The organism is Microbacterium sp. M4A5_1d (assembly GCF_053345465.1).
In genome coordinates this window covers 125,993-141,874 of record NZ_JBKFAD010000003.1, presented here as the reverse complement: position 1 = coordinate 141,874, position 15,882 = coordinate 125,993, and the positions used below count along the sequence as shown (strand labels likewise).

The 15,882-nt window shown below is 69.5% G+C and carries 16 protein-coding genes and 1 tRNA gene; 6 read left to right on the top strand and 11 right to left on the bottom strand.

The window, feature by feature from the left end; all coding sequences use genetic code 11:
- Positions 1 to 43 precede the first annotated feature (43 nt).
- Complete coding sequence (locus tag ACLBWJ_RS12505) at positions 44 to 2,512, top strand: glycogen/starch/alpha-glucan phosphorylase (protein WP_439117199.1); 2,469 nt, start codon at positions 44 to 46, stop codon at positions 2,510 to 2,512.
- A gap of 55 nt (positions 2,513 to 2,567) precedes the next feature.
- Positions 2,568 to 3,206: an NAD(P)-dependent oxidoreductase gene (locus ACLBWJ_RS12500; protein WP_274178663.1), complete on the top strand. Its 639-nt coding sequence runs from the start codon at positions 2,568 to 2,570 to the stop codon at positions 3,204 to 3,206.
- A gap of 50 nt (positions 3,207 to 3,256) precedes the next feature.
- Here ACLBWJ_RS12500 and ACLBWJ_RS12495 read toward each other — a convergent pair whose 3' ends face one another.
- The gene (locus ACLBWJ_RS12495; RefSeq protein WP_112617117.1) at positions 3,257 to 4,561 is read right to left on the bottom strand and encodes a DUF4032 domain-containing protein; all 1,305 of its coding nucleotides are present in this window, start codon (positions 4,559 to 4,561) and stop codon (positions 3,257 to 3,259) included.
- Positions 4,562 to 4,646: 85 nt separating this feature from the next.
- Entirely contained in the window at positions 4,647 to 5,750 is a 1,104-nt protein-coding gene (locus ACLBWJ_RS12490; RefSeq protein ID WP_274178662.1) for an ABC transporter ATP-binding protein, read from the bottom strand.
- 245 nt (positions 5,751 to 5,995) lie between these two features.
- Between ACLBWJ_RS12490 and ACLBWJ_RS12485 the strand changes: the two genes are divergently transcribed.
- The gene (locus ACLBWJ_RS12485) at positions 5,996 to 6,976 is read left to right on the top strand and encodes a DsbA family protein (RefSeq protein ID WP_378719288.1); all 981 of its coding nucleotides are present in this window, start codon (positions 5,996 to 5,998) and stop codon (positions 6,974 to 6,976) included.
- Between the two features lie 63 nt (positions 6,977 to 7,039).
- Positions 7,040 to 7,112: transfer RNA gene (locus ACLBWJ_RS12480), tRNA-Thr, on the top strand.
- 18 nt (positions 7,113 to 7,130) lie between these two features.
- Here the strand turns inward: ACLBWJ_RS12480 and ACLBWJ_RS12475 are convergent.
- On the bottom strand, positions 7,131 to 7,478 hold the full coding sequence (locus ACLBWJ_RS12475; RefSeq protein WP_447660423.1) for a hypothetical protein: 348 nt from the start codon (positions 7,476 to 7,478) through the stop codon (positions 7,131 to 7,133).
- A 198-nt stretch (positions 7,479 to 7,676) separates the two neighbouring features.
- Here ACLBWJ_RS12475 and ACLBWJ_RS12470 point away from each other — a divergent pair, with 198 nt between their 5' ends.
- Entirely contained in the window at positions 7,677 to 8,006 is a 330-nt protein-coding gene (locus ACLBWJ_RS12470; RefSeq protein ID WP_274178658.1) for a DUF7882 family protein, read from the top strand.
- A 4-nt stretch (positions 8,007 to 8,010) separates the two neighbouring features.
- Here the strand turns inward: ACLBWJ_RS12470 and ACLBWJ_RS12465 are convergent, their stop codons facing one another.
- The 5 genes from ACLBWJ_RS12465 to ACLBWJ_RS12445 all read right to left on the bottom strand — a co-directional run bounded on the left by ACLBWJ_RS12465 (position 8,011) and on the right by ACLBWJ_RS12445 (position 10,013).
- The gene (locus ACLBWJ_RS12465) at positions 8,011 to 8,355 is read right to left on the bottom strand and encodes a hypothetical protein (protein ID WP_404568658.1); all 345 of its coding nucleotides are present in this window, start codon (positions 8,353 to 8,355) and stop codon (positions 8,011 to 8,013) included.
- 175 nt (positions 8,356 to 8,530) lie between these two features.
- Positions 8,531 to 8,890, bottom strand: a complete 360-nt coding sequence (locus tag ACLBWJ_RS12460) for a hypothetical protein (RefSeq protein WP_274178656.1) — start codon at positions 8,888 to 8,890, stop codon at positions 8,531 to 8,533.
- A 64-nt stretch (positions 8,891 to 8,954) separates the two neighbouring features.
- A complete protein-coding gene (locus ACLBWJ_RS12455; RefSeq protein ID WP_274178655.1) occupies positions 8,955 to 9,272 on the bottom strand; it encodes a hypothetical protein in 318 nt (105 codons plus the stop codon).
- A 78-nt stretch (positions 9,273 to 9,350) separates the two neighbouring features.
- Positions 9,351 to 9,626, bottom strand: a complete 276-nt coding sequence (locus ACLBWJ_RS12450; RefSeq protein WP_112617109.1) for a hypothetical protein — start codon at positions 9,624 to 9,626, stop codon at positions 9,351 to 9,353.
- Positions 9,627 to 9,647: 21 nt separating this feature from the next.
- Positions 9,648 to 10,013 carry a DUF7882 family protein gene (locus ACLBWJ_RS12445; protein ID WP_282501161.1) on the bottom strand — a complete coding sequence of 122 codons (366 nt, stop codon included), beginning with the start codon at positions 10,011 to 10,013 and terminating at the stop codon, positions 9,648 to 9,650.
- 195 nt (positions 10,014 to 10,208) lie between these two features.
- Between ACLBWJ_RS12445 and ACLBWJ_RS12440 the strand changes: the two genes are divergently transcribed.
- Positions 10,209 to 11,162 (top strand): DMT family transporter, encoded by a 954-nt coding sequence (locus tag ACLBWJ_RS12440; RefSeq protein WP_447660422.1) that lies wholly within the window; start codon positions 10,209 to 10,211, stop codon positions 11,160 to 11,162.
- A gap of 17 nt (positions 11,163 to 11,179) precedes the next feature.
- Here the strand turns inward: ACLBWJ_RS12440 and ACLBWJ_RS12435 are convergent, their stop codons facing one another.
- Genes ACLBWJ_RS12435 through ACLBWJ_RS12425 form a run of 3 tightly spaced genes read right to left on the bottom strand, consistent with a single transcriptional unit; the run spans position 11,180 to position 15,836 of the window.
- Positions 11,180 to 12,154 carry an NAD-dependent epimerase/dehydratase family protein gene (locus tag ACLBWJ_RS12435; RefSeq protein WP_274178652.1) on the bottom strand — a complete coding sequence of 325 codons (975 nt, stop codon included), beginning with the start codon at positions 12,152 to 12,154 and terminating at the stop codon, positions 11,180 to 11,182.
- Positions 12,151 to 14,805, bottom strand: coding sequence for an alpha/beta fold hydrolase (locus ACLBWJ_RS12430; RefSeq protein WP_447660421.1), 2,655 nt, complete (start codon positions 14,803 to 14,805; stop codon positions 12,151 to 12,153). The genes ACLBWJ_RS12435 and ACLBWJ_RS12430 overlap by 4 nt, the downstream gene beginning before the upstream one ends.
- An 8-nt stretch (positions 14,806 to 14,813) precedes the next feature.
- Entirely contained in the window at positions 14,814 to 15,836 is a 1,023-nt protein-coding gene (locus tag ACLBWJ_RS12425; RefSeq protein WP_240309742.1) for a 3-oxoacyl-ACP synthase III, read from the bottom strand.
- Positions 15,837 to 15,882: the final 46 nt, after the last annotated feature.

Genomic DNA, 15,882 nt, shown 5'->3' with positions numbered 1-15,882 from the left:
TCGAACCGTGAGCGAGAACGACAACACCTCCGGCTCCCGCACGATCGTCGCGACCCACCCGCTGGCGCTCGCGCCGGTGAGCTCGCCTCCGGCCACGGTCGACGGTTTCGTGCGTGAGTTTTTGCTGAACCTCAACATGGAGCGCGGCGTCGCCCTGTCGGCGGCCACCGAGACCGACAAGTACATGGCGCTCGCGGCGACCGTCCGCGATTACCTCGTCGCGCGGTGGCTCGAAGATCAGCGACGTCAGCGCGAGGACCAGCGGAAGGCCGTCTGCTACCTGTCGGCGGAGTACCTGCTCGGGCGCCAGCTCGACAACAACCTGCTCGCGTCGGGGCTCACCGACATCGCCACCGAAGCACTGGCCGCGTGCGGCATCGACATCGACACGATGCGTGCCCACGAGGTCGAGCCGGGCCTCGGCAACGGCGGTCTCGGGCGGCTGGCCGCGTGCTTCGTCGACTCGCTGGCCACCCTCAGCGTGCCGAGTATCGGCTACGGCATCCGCTACGAATACGGCATCTTCCGGCAGGTGTTCCGGGGCGGCGAGCAGATCGAGAAGCCGGATGCCTGGCTCGCACTCGGCTCGCCGTGGGAGTTCCGTCACCCCGAAGCGGCGCAGACCGTGTCGTTCGCGGGTCACACCGAGACCTACGACGATGACGGCGTCATCCGCAGCCGATGGGTGCCGGCCTGGAGCGTCCGTGCCGTGCCCTACAACTACATGGTCCCCGGCTACCAGAACGGTCGTGTGAACACCCTCCGCCTCTGGAGCGCCGAGGCGACGAAGGCCTTCGACCTGCGCACCTTCAACAGCGGCGACTACGTCGAGGCGGTGCGCGCGCAGACCTTCGCCGAGAACATCTCGAAGGTCCTCTACCCCGAGGACTCCACTCCGCAGGGCAAGGAGCTGCGCCTGCAGCAGCAGTACTTCTTCGTCGCGGCATCCATCGCCGACTACATGACGAAGGTGCTGCCGGAGGACTTCGATCTCGAGGATCTGCCCGACCGCGTCATCTTCCAGCTCAACGACACCCACCCCGTCATCGCCGTCCCCGAGATGATGCGCGTGCTGGTCGACGAGCGGAAGCTCGACTGGGATGCCGCGTGGGCGATCACCCAGAAGTGCTTCGCCTACACCTGCCACACCCTGCTGCCCGAGGCGCTCGAGGTCTGGTCGGTCGATCTGCTCGGACGCCTGCTGCCGCGGCATCTCGAGATCATCTACCGCATCAACGACGAGTTCCTGCTGCGTGTGCGCGAGCGGTTCGGCGACGACGAGCAGCGTCTGCGCGACATGTCGATCGTCTCCGAGCACCGGGCCGTGCGCATGGCCTACCTCGCGACGGTCGCCGGGGCGAAGGTGAACGGCGTCGCCGAGCTGCACTCGCAGCTGCTGCGCGAGAAGGTGCTGCATCAGTTCGACGAGATGATGCCCGAGAAGTTCACGAACGTCACGAACGGCGTCACGCCGCGCCGATTCATGCGGCTGGCGAACCCGAAGCTCTCCGAGCTCATCACGGCGGCGCTCGGCACGGGCTGGCTCACCGACCTCGAGCGGTTGCGTGAACTCGAGTCGTACGCGGAGGACCCGGACTTCCGCGCTGCCTTCGCCGACGTGAAGGCCGCGAACAAGCGGCGCCTCAACGACGTTCTGATGAAGCGCGACGGCTTCGAGATCGCCGACGACCATCTGCTGGACGTCATGGTCAAGCGGCTGCACGAGTACAAGCGTCAGACGCTGAAGCTGCTGCACATCGTCACCCTCTACGAGCGTGTCGTGTCGGGCCGAGTGGCGGTATCCGACCTGCAGCCGCGCACCTTCATCTTCGGCGCGAAGGCGGCTCCCGGCTACGCGATGGCCAAGCGTGTGATCCATCTCATCAACGCGGTTGGCGCAGTCGTCAACAACGACCCGCGCCTCGAGGGGCGCCTCAAGGTCGTCTTCCCGCCGAACTACAACGTCACCCTTGCCGAGCGGGTCATCCCCGCGGCCGACCTGTCGGAGCAGATCTCGCTGGCCGGCAAGGAGGCTTCGGGCACGGGCAACATGAAGTTCGCCCTGAACGGCGCGCTCACCATCGGCACCGATGACGGCGCGAACGTGGAGATCCGTGAGCTCGTCGGTGACGACAACTTCTTCCTGTTCGGCATGAGCGAGCCCGAGGTCGAGGAACTCTGGGCCGCCGGCTACCGGCCGGGAGAGTTCGCCCAGGCTGACGACGAGCTGCGCCGTGCCCTGGACCTGATCGGGTCGGGCGCGTTCTCGGAGGGCGACCGCTCGACCTTCGAGCCCGTCGTGTCGAACCTGCTCTACGACGACCGGTTCATGGTGCTGGCCGACTACACGTCGTACATCGCGGCGCAGGAGCGGGTGGATGCCGCCTACGCCGACCGCGATGCCTGGACCCGTTCGGCCATCCTGAACGTCGCCCGCACGGGCTTCTTCTCGTCGGACCGCTCCATCCGCGATTACATCGACCGTATCTGGCACACCCAGCCCGCTCGCTGACTCGCCACACGCGCGGACCGCGGTCTGCGCTCGACACCCAACGGAGGTAACAGTCATGGCACGCATCGCTGTCATCGGAGGCACCGGCTACGCCGGCAGCCACATCGTCGAGGAAGCCGTGTCGCGCGGCCACACCGTGGTCTCGGTCGCCCGAAAGGTACCCGCTGAGCGCGTCGAGGGTGCGACCTACCTCGAAGGCACCCTGCTCGACGTGCCGGCGCTCGTCGGTCAGCTCGAGGGCGTCGATGTCGTGGTCTCCGCCGTCGCGCCGCGCGGCGACATGCAGGGCCAGGTGCGCCCGAACACGGCGCTGCTGGTCGAGAGTCTTCCCGAGAACGTGCGCGTCGGCGTGGTCGGCGGCGCGGGTGGCAGCCTCGTCGCGCCGGGCGGTCCGCGCCTGATCGACAGCGGCTTCCCCGAGGAGTTCAAGGACGAGGCGCTCGAGGCGATCGGCATCCTCGAAGACCTGCAGGCCGACGAGAGCGGTCGCGACTGGTTCTTCATCCACCCTGCGGGCGGCTTCGGCTCATTCAACCCGGGCGAGCGCACCGGACACTATCGCGACGGTGGAGACGTGCTCGTGACCGACGAGAACGGCGACTCGTTCATCTCGGGCGCCGACTTCGCCATTGCGGTCGTCGACGAGATCGAGAACCCGAAGCATGTCCGCGAGCGCTTCACTGTCGGCTACTGACCGGCGGCACGGCCCGTGGGCGTGACCCGCGGGCCGTGGCCGGATGGCGCTCAGACCAGGTCGCGCCAGTCGACCTCCGCCTCGTCGTCGTCGACCGGGACGGAATCGGTGACGATCGGCACCGACATCGTCTCGGTCGGCGGCCCCATGACGGTCGCCTCGTCGCGCCGGTGACGGAGCACGTTCTCGACGTACGACGACAGCACCTCCGCGAGGGGAACGGACCGCCCCTCGGTCTGCGAGAGGTACCAGCGGTGCTCGAGCACCTGATGGAAGAGCTCCGCCGGTTCGAGCTTGGCGCGCAGGTCCCACGGCACCGAGAGGACGACGGGCTCGAACACGCGGGTGAGCCACTCGTGCGCGACCATCTCCTCGTTCGACCCGAGGCGTGACACACGCGCGCTGAACTCATCGAGGTCGTTGAGCAGGCGGCGGGCCTGGTTCTCCTCGACATCCAGTCCCGTCAGGCGGAGCAGGCGACGCTGGTGGTGGCCGGCGTCGACGACCTTCGGTTGGATCGATACGCGTGTGCCGTCGGCGGCCGCGTCGATCGACATCTCGCCGATGTCGAACCCGAGCGAGTTGAGCTTCTGGACGCGCTCGGTGATGCGCCACGACTCGTTCGCCGAGAACGTCTCCTGGTCGGTGAGGGCCGCCCACAGCGAGTGGTACGACGACATGATGCCGTCGGCGATCGCGATGGCGTCCACACCGCCTTCGAGGCGGCCACCGGCTTCGAGGTCCATGATCTCGCCGGCGATGTTCGTGCGTGCGATGTCGAGGTCGTGCATCCGCTGACCGCGCGTGAGGCCCCGCTCATGCAGCTCGCCGGTCTCGGCGTCGACCAGGTACGCGGCGAACGCGCCGGCGTCGCGGCGGAAGAGCGTGTTCGACAGGGAGACGTCGCCCCAGAAGAAGCCGACGTTGTGCAGGCGCACGAGGAGCACGGCGAGGGCGTCGACGAGACGGGTCGCCGTGTCGGGACGCAGCACCTGGGTGAAGAGGGCGCGGTAGGGGAGGGAGAACTTCAGGTGGGCCGTGACGAGGGCAGCGGGCAGTTCCTCGCCGTTCTCGTCGCGACGTCCGTCGATGACTGCGACGCGCTCGACGCAGGGCACGTCGAGGCGCTGCAGCGAGCCGAGCATCTCGTACTCGCGCCGAGCCATCGTCGCCGTCGTCTCCTTGATCGCCACGACGCGTCCGGACAGGTTCGCGAAGCGCACGAGGTGACGCGAGATGCCCTTGGGAAGGTAGACGATGTCGGGCGTCGACCAATCGGCGAGGGTCGTCGACCAGGGGAGGGCGAGCAGACCCGGGTCGACGCTGCTGGCGGTGATCGAGAGCGAGGCGGTCACGGATTCTCCGATCGGATGTGAGGCGCAAAGACTGCGGCGCGGGCGACCAGAGGCCACCCGCGCCGCAGCGTACGAAGATACCGGATCAGGCCGAAGCGATGGCCTTGTCGGTGAGGCGCTCGCCGGTCTCGCCGTCGAACACGTGGACGTGTCCGGTGACGGGGGCGAGGACGACCCGGTCGCCCGCGTTCGGGTGACGGCGGCCGTCGACGCGCGCGACGATGTCGGTGCGCTTGCCGTTGATGTCGGTGTGGCCGTAGAGGTAGCCGTCAGCGCCGAGCTCCTCGACCAGGTCGACGTCGACGGTCAGGCCCTGGCCGTCCTCGGGGTTGACGATGATGTCCTCGGGGCGGATGCCGATCGTGACCGTCGAGCCGTGAGCCTTGCCGAGCGTGTCGGCCTCGACCGCGGCGACCTTGGTGCCGAACTGCACACCGCCCTCGGCGAGCGACGCCGTGAACAGGTTCATGGCGGGCGAGCCGATGAAGCCGGCGACGAAGACGTTGTTCGGCTTCTCGTACAGGTCGCGCGGCGTGCCGACCTGCTGCAGGATGCCGTCCTTGAGGACCGCGATGCGGTCACCCATGGTGAGGGCCTCGGTCTGGTCGTGCGTGACGTAGACCGTGGTGACCCCGAGGCTGCGCTGCAGCGAAGCGATCTGGGTGCGCGTCTGGACGCGGAGCTTGGCGTCGAGGTTCGACAGCGGCTCGTCCATGAGGAACACCTGGGGCTTGCGGACGATGGCGCGGCCCATCGCGACGCGCTGACGCTGACCACCCGAGAGGGCCTTCGGCTTGCGGGTCAGGTACTCCTCGAGGTCGAGGAGCTTGGCGGCCTCGAGCACGCGCTGCGCGCGCTCTTCCTTGCCGACGCCGGCGATCTTGAGCGCGAAGCCCATGTTCTCGGCGACCGTCATGTGCGGGTAGAGCGCGTAGTTCTGGAAGACCATCGCGATGTCGCGGTCCTTCGGGGGAACGTCGGTGACGTCGCGCTCACCGATGCGGATGCTGCCCGAGTTGACCTCTTCGAGGCCGGCGAGCATGCGCAGCGAGGTGGACTTTCCGCAACCGGAGGGGCCGACCAGGACGAGGAACTCGCCGTCGCCCACTTCGAGGTTGAGCTTGTCGACCGCGGGGCGCGTGCCACCGGGGTACAGACGGGTTGCGTTGTCGAAAGTGACAGTCGCCATCGTTTCTTCTCCTTCACCGGCAGGTACGTGCCGGACGATCCGTTGTGAATGGAACGGGGTCGCCCCCGTACGCCCCTCATCGGGCGCGCTCTCAGTATGGCACGGGCGCGGGCGTGCGGGAGACAACGCATTCCGGGTGGTGCTCTGGGCTTTCCCAGGCTGGCTGATTACCATCGAGTGACCCGTGAGGCCCGCCGCGAGTCGCCCCGCGCGGCCTCATCCTTACTTCTGTTCCCCGAGGTTCCATGTCTTCTGACGACACTCCTGACGCTCCCGAATCGCCGGCAGTCATCGACCGTCGCGAGGCGGTGCGCGAGAAGGCGCTGCAGGTTCACACCCGGCAGTCGCGTGCGCGCATCGCGCGTCGCTCGGGTCTCGGGGTGCTCGCCGTCGGAGTCGTGGCAGCCGCAGCGGTGGCAGTCACCATGACCGTCTCGAGCGCCGGCAGCAAGCCGCAGCTCGAGCCCGCCACCGCGTCGGGCGACGGCTTCGTCGTCGCCGACGTCGTCAATACCTCGGTCTCCACCGACATCGCCGCCGAGACCGACGCGTCCGCGCCTGCCGAGCCCGCCCCGGATGCCGCGGCCGCGACTCCCGCCGAGGGCCTTCCTGCTCCGACCTCCACGACGGCACCGCCCGTCGAGATCCGGGTCTACGTCGACTACCTCTCCGCCGGCGCGCGCGAGTGGCAGGTCGCCAATGCGCAGCAGCTGACCTCGTGGGTCGACGACGGTGCGGTCACGCTCAGCTACTACCCGGTCGCGATGCTGACGGCGAAGTCGAACGGGACGAAGTACTCGCTCCGCGCGGCCAGTGCTGCAGCCTGCGTTGCGACGAACGCGCCCGACGCCTTCTTCGCGTTCAACAACGAACTGCTGACGCGTCAGCCCGAGGTCGACTCCGACGGCTACTCCGACACCGAGCTCGCCAACATGGCGCAGGCTTCCGGCGTCGACTCGACCCGCGTGGTCCGCGACTGCATCGAGTCGGGCTCGTACGCCGCATGGGCGAAGTCGGCGACCGAGCGCGCCGTCGCCGGCATCCCTGACACGAATGGGCTGGCGCTGACCGGAACACCGATGGTGCTCGTCAACGGCAAGCAGTACATCGGCGACCTGAGCGACCCGGCCGAGTTCTCGCAGTTCGTGCTGACGACCGCGAGCGACGCGTACTACAAGTCCGCGCCCACCCCGACTCCGACCCCGACCGAGGCGCCCGCGTCCTGACGGGCCGCCTGCGGCCGCCGACGTTTCGGCGCCGCTCGCGTCCGTCGCTAGACTGGACGCCTTGCCGACTTGGCGCAATTGGTAGCGCACCGTACTTGTAATACGGGGGTTACGGGTTCGAGTCCCGTAGTCGGCTCCGTGACTCCGTGCGGTGTCAGTAGCCGTCGAGATCGAGGTCCCAGTCGTCCGTGTCGATCGGCGTCATGGGCTGCGCCTGTCCGGCGGGGCGCCGATAGGGGTAGTGCGGGTTCATCCGGAGCAGGGTGGCACCGGTCGAGAAGTCCGGTTCGTCTCCGTGCCACGGAGCGGGCTCGGACATGATCGCGATGCCGGGGCCGAGGATGAGGTCGACGCTGCTGTCCGCGGAATCGCCACTCGCGACGGGAATCGTCACCCGCTCGGAGTGCGCAAGGTTGGCGAGGGCGACGTTGAGTCGGAGCAACACGTCGGCGACGTCGTCCGTCGTGAGGACGACGCCCGTTCCGTAGTGGATCCGACGCACCGGACAATTGTCGTCGGGTGGCGAAAGTATGCAAGGTGGCTTGCGCGAGCGGGGGAGCGCGACGCATCATTTGCACCCTCGGCGCGGTCTCCCGACGCCCGACGGGCGCGGTACATTTTGGTCAGCCGCTCGGACGCTCAGGCGTCAGAGGAGCCCCGGTCCGGGGCGGGTCGGGACCGCTGCTCGAGAGGGAGAACCATGGGACATCTGATCTACGGTGTCGCACCGGCCATCAACATCGACGACTGGGCGCTGCAGCATCTCCGTGCGGTCATCGTCACCAAGCTCCGTCGCGACGAGAGCTTCGTCTTCACATGGGGCAGCGAGCCCGACACGCATGGTGACGACGCGGCCGCGGGGCAGGAAGGCGAGTACGGAAGCGTCTGGATCTCACGCGCCTCCTCGCTGTACTTCAGCTTCACCGAAGCGCCGACGGGGACCCTCAACCGGCGGTGGCTCGTGGTTCTCAATGAGGCGGCGAACAGCGCGGCCGGGTTGCGGTTGGTCCCGGAGCCGCCCGGCGACTGAGTCCTCAGGCCGCCCGGTTGGCGATGAACGCGGCGGACTTGGACTGCAGGAACGAGCACAGAGCGGACACCATCGCGAGCTCTGAAGAGAGTTCGAAGGCGCGGCCCGCGTCGAGCTTGACGTCCTGCTCGCGCGCTTCGAACGTGATCGCCCAGTGCGTCGACCCGACGGGCTCGGGCTGCAGGTAGGTCACGGTGCCGGCGTTCACCAGGTCGAGGCCGATGAGGCCGGTGTCGTGGCCCCCGGTGCCGTCCTGAGGCATGACCCGCAGCCGCTCGCTGATCGGGTAACCGAGCTCAGCGAACTCGGCCAGCCAGGCCTCCAGTGTTTCCTTCGTGCGAAACGGCATGCGCTCCTCCAATGGCACCCGGCAAAACACCCTGTCGTGTTGCCAGCGCTCATTATCACCTGAGCTCGCGACCGTTCCCGACGCCCGCGCCCGCGGCGTTCGCTTCGATGCTCGCCTCTACTGAAACGGGATCAGCACGTCGCGTTCCACAGCTCCGTGCCACACTGCGGCCGGCTCAGATGATGTCGATCGCTCCGCCGAAATCGTCGTTCCACGACGTGAGGTCGTCGGTGTCGGCTGTCGGGCCTGGCTCAGGCGCGAGCCGGGGATAGTCGGGATGAAGCTGCAGCCAGCCGACGGCATCCTCGAAATCCGGCTCCGGGATGTCGATGGCGGCGGGCCGGGACAGGATGTGGATGCCCGTCCCGATCACGAGGTCGACCTGCGCGGGTTCCTCCGATCCCGGCTCGATTGCGAGGATGGTGACGACTTCACTTCCCGATGTGGCGGCGACGCTCGCGGTCAGAGCCAGCAGCGCGCGGGCGACGGCGTCGCTGGTGATGAAAGTCTCGCCCCCGTACTTCACGTAACGCATCGCCGTGCACGATGCCACCTCACCCCGCGATGCGGCACGGGGTTGCCAACTCGCGCTCGGCGGGCTAACCGCGCCTGTGGTCGCTCCGACGCGTGACGGCGTTGCGCCAGACGACCGTGTTGAGCTCGCCGGCGGGGCTCATCCAATGCACCACCACGACGCGGTCGTTCCATCCGTGTGCGACAGCCGCGACCCGTTCGGCCGGCTTGTGCGGCCACGACACCCATGCCCACACCGTGGGCCGCTCCGCCGGCCACTCGAGCGGGTCGGGGCCGTAGGCCTGCATCGGGATCGTGCACGGCGGGATGCGCATGAGGACCCGCTCGGTGCGCTCGTCGGCACGGCGATCGATCGCATCGGCGTAGCGCTTGTTGGTCCCCACAGGCCGGGTTCTCCTCTCCCGGCCCGAAGACTGTCATGGCCCGACGACATCCCGACGAGATGGCGCGCGGACGCGTCGTCAGTGCTTGCGGATGTTGACGAGCTGCCAGCCCTCCGGCACCTGCGCGAAAAGCGCCTGCCGGTCATCGGCCTCGATGTCGCGCAAACCGTCGCGCCGCTGATACGTCGCGGTCGCCTTCAGCTCTGTGCTGCCCTTGATCATCTGGACGGGAGCCGACACGAGGTCGAAGCCCTCCGGCGCGGCAGCCTGCGCCTGATCGCGGATCTCCTCGAGCGAGTGCCCGGCAAGCTCGACGGTGGTGTTCTCGACACGACGAATGGTGCCCACGTACATGGGACAAGCCTAAGCGTCGCGTCAGTGCAGCCCGATCATGTCGGCACGATCGTGCATCGTCACGGCATCGCGACCGCCGCGACCGCGAGGGGTCGGCTCCGGGGTCAGGTACAGACCGCTCCCGGAATTCGCGACGGCGGTGAGCGCCTCGAGCCAGTCGCGGTTGAGCTGCGGCGAACGGTGACCGTGGTACTTGAACACCAGGTCGGCGTTCTGATGGATCCAGACCGACCGCCGCCCGTCGCCGATGCTCACGTCGTCGCGCCACGTGAAGAAGAAGCACTCGTTGCGCCGCAGCTTCGACCCGATCACCTGCTGCAGGTGCGCGAGCGCGCGGTCCTCGATCTCGACTTTGGTGTTGCCGTTGCCATAGATGAATCGCCCCATGATGGTCCCCGAGAAGAACGATTCGCGGGTCGGCCGCCGCACCGAGGGGGGATGTGCGACGTGCGGACCAGACCCGCGAACCGTTCCCCGTTCTCCTTCTCCACGGTCCCGGTTCGTCCTGCGAGCGTCAAGAGGGGGCGGATGCAGTGCTCGCGGGTTCGTGGCGTGCGGCGCTCCTGATGCACTATTGACCGAGTGACCGATCAGACTCGACCCCCGGCTCTGCCGCTCGGAGCGGCGATCGCCGCGACGGTGTTCATCGGCGTCCTCACCGCCGTTCAAGCGCGCATCAACGGCGCGCTCGGCGCAGCGATCGGTGACGGGTTCGTCGCGGCATCCATCTCGTTCGGAAGCGGGCTGGTGCTCATCCTCGCGATCACCCTGCTGGCCCCCAGCGGCCGGCGGGGGCTCCGTCTCCTGATCGCGGGGGCGGGGCGCGGCATCCCGATCTGGATGCTGCTGGGCGGCCTCGCGGGCGCCGTCACGGTCGCCACGCAGGGACTCACCGTCGCCACGATCGGAGTCGCGCTCTTCACCGTCGGGTTGGTCGCCGGCCAGACGGCGGGCGGACTGGTGCTCGACCGCGTCGGGTACGGACCCGCCGGGGTGGTCGCCGTGACCGTCCCCCGCCTGGTCGGGGGACTGCTCGCGATCGTCGGCGTTGTGCTGTGCGCGCTCGGTCAGCGGGGTGAGCCGGTCGCGTGGTGGATGCTGGCGCTGCCGCTCATCGCCGGAGCCGGCATCGCCTGGCAGCAGGGCACCAACGGGCGCCTGCGCCAGGAGCTCGGCAGCCCGTTGTCGACGACGGTCGTGAACTTCACGGGCGGGTCCGTCGCGCTCGGCATCGCGGCTGCGGTGAGCGTGACCCTCAATGGAATGCCCGCGGCGCTGCCGTCCGAGCCCTGGATGTACCTGGGCGGCGCGATGGGGGTCGTCTACATCGTCATCTCGGCCGCGCTGGTGAAGCGCACCGGGGTACTGCTCCTGGGCCTCGGATCGGTCGTGGGGCTGCTCGCCGCATCGATCGTCCTCGATGCGATCGCGCCGCCTCCGGCCGGACCGTCGCTGCTGGCCGCTACGGTCGCGGCCGGTGTGGCCTTCGTCGGCGTGGTCATCGCCGTCGTACCGTGGCGGCGCCGAGTCCGCTGAGGTGTGATGGGCGCGACTCAGCGACGAGCGGCGTAGTGCTCCGCGAGGCGCGCGAGGCCCTCATCGATCGAGACGGTCGGCGCCCACTGCAGGTCGCGCCGGATGTCGGTCTGATCGAACCAGTGCGCGGTCGACAGCTGTTCGGCGAGGAAACGCGTCATCGGCGGCTCGTCGGCGCCGGGACGCACCTCCCAGACCTTCTCCACGGCGGCTCCCGCCGCACGCGCGACGGCAGCCGGTAGGCGCAGCTTCGGCTCGGGGGCTCCCGCCGCGCGGCAGATGCCCGCCATCAGGTCGCCCACGGGCCGCGGTTCGCCGTTGGTGAGCACGTAGGCGCGACCGCCGACGGCATCCGCCCGGTGCAGGGCCGCGACGATGCCGGAGGCGGCGTTATCGACGTACGTGGTGTCGATCAGCGCCGTGCCGCCGTTGAGGAGGGGGAGGGTGCGCCGCCGCGCGCGAGCGACGATGCGCTCGATGAGCTGCGGGTCGCCCGGCCCCCACACCAGGTGCGGCCGCACCGCGACGACGTGCATGGCTGCGCTGTCGCGGCTCAGCGCGATGAGCTCGGCCTCCGCCTTCGTGCGCGCGTATTCGCCGCGCGCGCGGACGGGGTCGGCCGGGTCGGCCCCCGCTCCCGCGAGCGCAGACCCGGCATGGGCGACCGATGGTGAGGAGACCTGGACGAAGCGCGCCACGCCGGCTGCCGCCGCGGCGTCGAGGAGGGTCGTCGTGCCGCCGACGTTGACGTCGTGGAACTCGCGCCGGTCACCGGCGAGCGACACCTTCGCGGCGAGGTGGACGACGGCATCGGCGCCCGCCACCGCATCCGACACGGTCGTCGTATCCGTGACGGATCCCCGGATGTCGTGCGCGCCGGCGACACCCGAGGGGCGACGCTGCAGGGTCCGCACCTCATGTCCGGCGGAGATCAGCTCGGCGACGACGGCGCGACCGAGAAATCCGGATGCACCGGTGGCGAGGACGATCACGGCGCGCTCGCCTTCGCGCCCGCGAGCACGCGCTCGGCCCATGCCGCCAAGCGCGACCGGTCGATCTTGGAGTTGTGACGGATGTCGGTCGGCAGTGCCGGGACCACGAGCGCCGCAGCGACGGGCGTGTCGGATGCCGTGCGGATGCGCTCGGCCAGATCCGACGGTGCGAGGCCCGGCCGACGCGCGCCGGGTGTCGTCTCGACGACCGCGACGCAGACCTGGCGGCCGCGTGGTCCGACCCCGACGATCGCGGCACGGCGAACGTCGTCGATGCTCTCGATCTGCTGCTCGGGACCGACGGGCGTCACGGGGCCGTCGGCCGTGACGATGACGTGGGGAAGCCGTCCCTCGACCCAGAGCCTGCCATCGGCGTCGAGGTGGCCGACATCGCCGGTGCGGTGCCAGCGTCCCGGATGCGCCTGAGTGCCGCGTACGGCATCGCGGTCGGTAGCCCAGAGGCGGTGATATCCGCGCTTGAGGTGCGGTGCCGAGACGACGATCTCACCCGTCACGTGCGGCGTGTCGGACAGATCGCCCGTTGCGCGCCCATCGTCGTCGAGAGCCGAGATGCGCACCGTGCCCGATCCGATCGGCGTGCCGACGCAGACCCCGGCGTCGGGTGCCTGCTGTGCGCTCTCGAGCTCGTCGAGGGTGACGTCGGTGACGAGCAGGCACTCGGTCATGCCGTACGGCGTATGCGCCGCGGCGGCGGGCATGAGCTGGTGCGCCTGACGCAGGAGATCGATGCTCACCGGCGCGCCGGTCGAGAGGAACGTCCGGACCTGCGCGAGCGCTGCGCGATCGTCGGGAGTGAGCGCGCCGGCTGTGGCGCAGACGTTCGCGACGGCGGCGGGGGAGAGGAACACGATTCGCGCACGCGAGGCGCGCACGGCTTCGGCGACGGCGGAGGCCGTGAGGGTGCGCGGTGCCGAGACGTCCATGCGCGGCGTCGCCGAGCGCGTCCCGAGCGCGGGCCCGAGCAGCGCGAACGGAGCGAAGCCCGTGACCAGTCCGACGTCCGGGGTGACGTCGAAGTGCGCCCCCAGGGTGTCGCGCAGCGCGGCGAGTTGCGCGTGCGTATAGACGACGCCCTTCGCCGGTCCCGTCGAACCCGACGTGAAGAGGATGGCCGCCTCGTCGTGCGCGTCCGGGGGTGCCGGAACGGTGGCACGCGACCCGGATGCCGCGATCTCGGCCAGACTCGCCTCGACGCCGAGCGCGCGCGCTGCCGGCGCCGGAAGGTTCGGCGCCGAGATGCGTCGGCCGGGCCATCCGAGTGCGCGGGCCGCTGCGAGGCCCGCCTGCTCGCCGATGACGAAGGCGGGCTCGGTGCCGCGAACGGCCCGCGAGAGTCCGCGGATGCCCAGCCCCCGGTCCGCGACGACCACGACGGCACCGATGCGAAGGCATGCGTAGAGCACGGCCGTCAGGGTCGGGCCGGGTTGGACCAGGAGCGAGACGCGGTCTCCGGGACGGATGCCGAACGCCGCGAATCCGGCGGCGAGCTGGTCGACGCGCTGCGCGAGTTCGTTCCAGCTGACATCGAGTGGTTCGCCGCCGACCCGACGGGTGAGGTCGACCACGGCGGTGTCGCCGTCGTCGCGGCGGTCGTACAGTCGCTGCCAGATCGGAACGAACGGCTGAGCGTCGTCGTGCGCGTTCTCCTCCTCGGCGCGGATACCGCGGTCGACGGGGTCGCCGTGGTCGCCGCCGGACAGGCCCTTGTCGTCGAGCCAGTCGAGCACCAGATCTGCGTACGGTCGTTCCTCGGCGAGCATGTGACCGGCGCCTTCGAAGCGGTGGACGTCGGCGTGCGGGAGGCGACGCGCGAGATCGTCGAGGTGGTGCTCGCCGAACACGGGGTCGCGCGGTCCGCGCAGCAGCAGGGCGGGCACGGTGAGGTCGACGAGACCGCCCGCGAGCTCATCGAGCGCCGGCGTGCTCGGGTGGTCGGGCGTCGCGGGGATGTCGGCGACGAAAGCGCCGATGCCCCGGCGGAGCTCGCTCGACGCGTAGGGCGCCCGGTAGGCGGCGCGCACGTCGGGCGCGAGCGAGGGATCGGCCAGCGCGAGGGTCGTGTCGAGGAACGCGGTCGTCTTGACCGTCGTGGTGGCCAGCAGCGATCGGGCTCCCGCGACGCGCAGCGCCGAGGGCAGCGGCATCCCGGCCGGGTGGTGCACAGCCGTGTTGAGCACGGCGACGGCGTCGACCCGGTCACGATTGCGCACGGCCCACCCGAGAGAGACCGGGCCGCCCCAGTCGTGTCCGAGAGTGACGAGCGTGCCGGCGATGTCGAGGTCGTCGATGATCGCACCGAGGTCGGCGATGCGCTGCGGCAGGCCTCTCGTCAGCGACGTCCGCTCGGAGTAGCCCATCTCGAGCTGGTCGACGGCGACGATCCGCCAGGCCGGCCCGCCGGCCCGTGCACGCTGTAGCGACGCAGCGACGAGCCCGCGCCAGAGATACGACCAGGTCGGGTTGCCGTGCACGGCGACGATCGTCCCGACGGGCGTGATCCCTTCGCGCGCGAGCAGCGGGGCGGTGTCGAGCAGGTGCCAGCGGCGCTGCGACCCGGCGTCGGCGCCGACACCGGTGACGACGCGGGTCGTCGATACGTTGCTCTCTACTCCGGGCAGCTCCCGCGGCACCGAGGGGATCACCAGGCGAGCTCCAGCATGCTGGTGTTCAGGCCCGACCCGACCCCCATCAGCAGGACCCGGTCGCCACGCTGCAACGTCGACTTCTCCGCATCGAGGGTGATCGGGATGGACGCCGGTCCGACGTTGCCCAGGTGAGGGTAGGTCACCGGCACACGACGCCGGTCGAGACCGACCGCCTTGACGATCGCGTTGGTGTGCACGGACGAGACCTGATGCGTGATGTAGCGGTCGATCGTCGACCACGAGAAGGTCGACTGCGCTTCTTTCCACGCATCGACGACGAGCGCGAGCCCGCCTTTCAGGAGCGCTTTGGCGTCGGTGAACATCCCGTCGACGCTGCCGACGCACAGCTCGTGGAACTGCGTGGCCGCGCGGGTGACGCCACCGACGATCCGGTGCCCGCCGGGGTTCTCGCTCGCCCGCCCCAGCACGGCCGCGGCGGCGCCGGAGCCGAGCGTGAGCGACGCGAACTCGCTCATGAAGCCGTCGCGGCCGAGACCGCCGCGATTGAGTCGCTCGACGGTGTTGACCTGGATCTCGTCGGCATCCTCGCCGTTGACGATGATCGCGTAGTCGATCTGGCCCGATTGGATCATGCCCGACGCGAGGCTCATGCCGTTGATGAATCCGAGGCAGGCATTGGCCACGTCGAAGTTGATGGCCGAGGTGGGGAGGCCGAGCCCGTGGTGCAGCCGCACCGCGACCGACGGCTCGAGATGCTTGCGCGACACGGAGGTGTTGATGAGCAGTCCGATCTGGTCCGGGCGCACACCCGCCTCGTCGAGCGCTCGCCGACCGGCCTGGATCGTCGCGTCGTCGGACGACTCGCCCGCCGCCCAATTGCGTCGCTCGTTCACGCCCGCGACGCGTCGCAGCAGTCCGGGCTTGAGCTTCAGCTGACGCAGCACATCCGACAGCCGCTCCTCTATCGCGTCTGACGGGGTGATGCGGGAGGGGAGGACACTCGCCACCGAGAGGAGGGCGACGTCGTCGTAACGAGTGGTGGCGTTTCCGTGCAATGCGACTCCCGCGGTGTCTCCGGTGGCCAGCGGCTTCTGCCTCCGA

Excerpts from the sequence above, each read along its gene's own strand:
- ACLBWJ_RS12500 (WP_274178663.1), top strand. The coding sequence starts at position 2,568 with ATGGCACGCATCGCTGTCATCGGAGGCACCGGCTACGCCGGCAGCCAC.
- ACLBWJ_RS12490 (WP_274178662.1), bottom strand. The coding sequence starts at position 5,750 with ATGGCGACTGTCACTTTCGACAACGCAACCCGTCTGTACCCCGGTGGC.
- ACLBWJ_RS12485 (WP_378719288.1), top strand. The coding sequence starts at position 5,996 with ATGTCTTCTGACGACACTCCTGACGCTCCCGAATCGCCGGCAGTCATC.
- ACLBWJ_RS12470 (WP_274178658.1), top strand. The coding sequence starts at position 7,677 with ATGGGACATCTGATCTACGGTGTCGCACCGGCCATCAACATCGACGAC.
- ACLBWJ_RS12465 (WP_404568658.1), bottom strand. The coding sequence starts at position 8,355 with ATGCCGTTTCGCACGAAGGAAACACTGGAGGCCTGGCTGGCCGAGTTC.
- ACLBWJ_RS12460 (WP_274178656.1), bottom strand. The coding sequence starts at position 8,890 with ATGCGTTACGTGAAGTACGGGGGCGAGACTTTCATCACCAGCGACGCC.
- ACLBWJ_RS12450 (WP_112617109.1), bottom strand. The coding sequence starts at position 9,626 with ATGTACGTGGGCACCATTCGTCGTGTCGAGAACACCACCGTCGAGCTT.
- ACLBWJ_RS12445 (WP_282501161.1), bottom strand. The coding sequence starts at position 10,013 with ATGGGGCGATTCATCTATGGCAACGGCAACACCAAAGTCGAGATCGAG.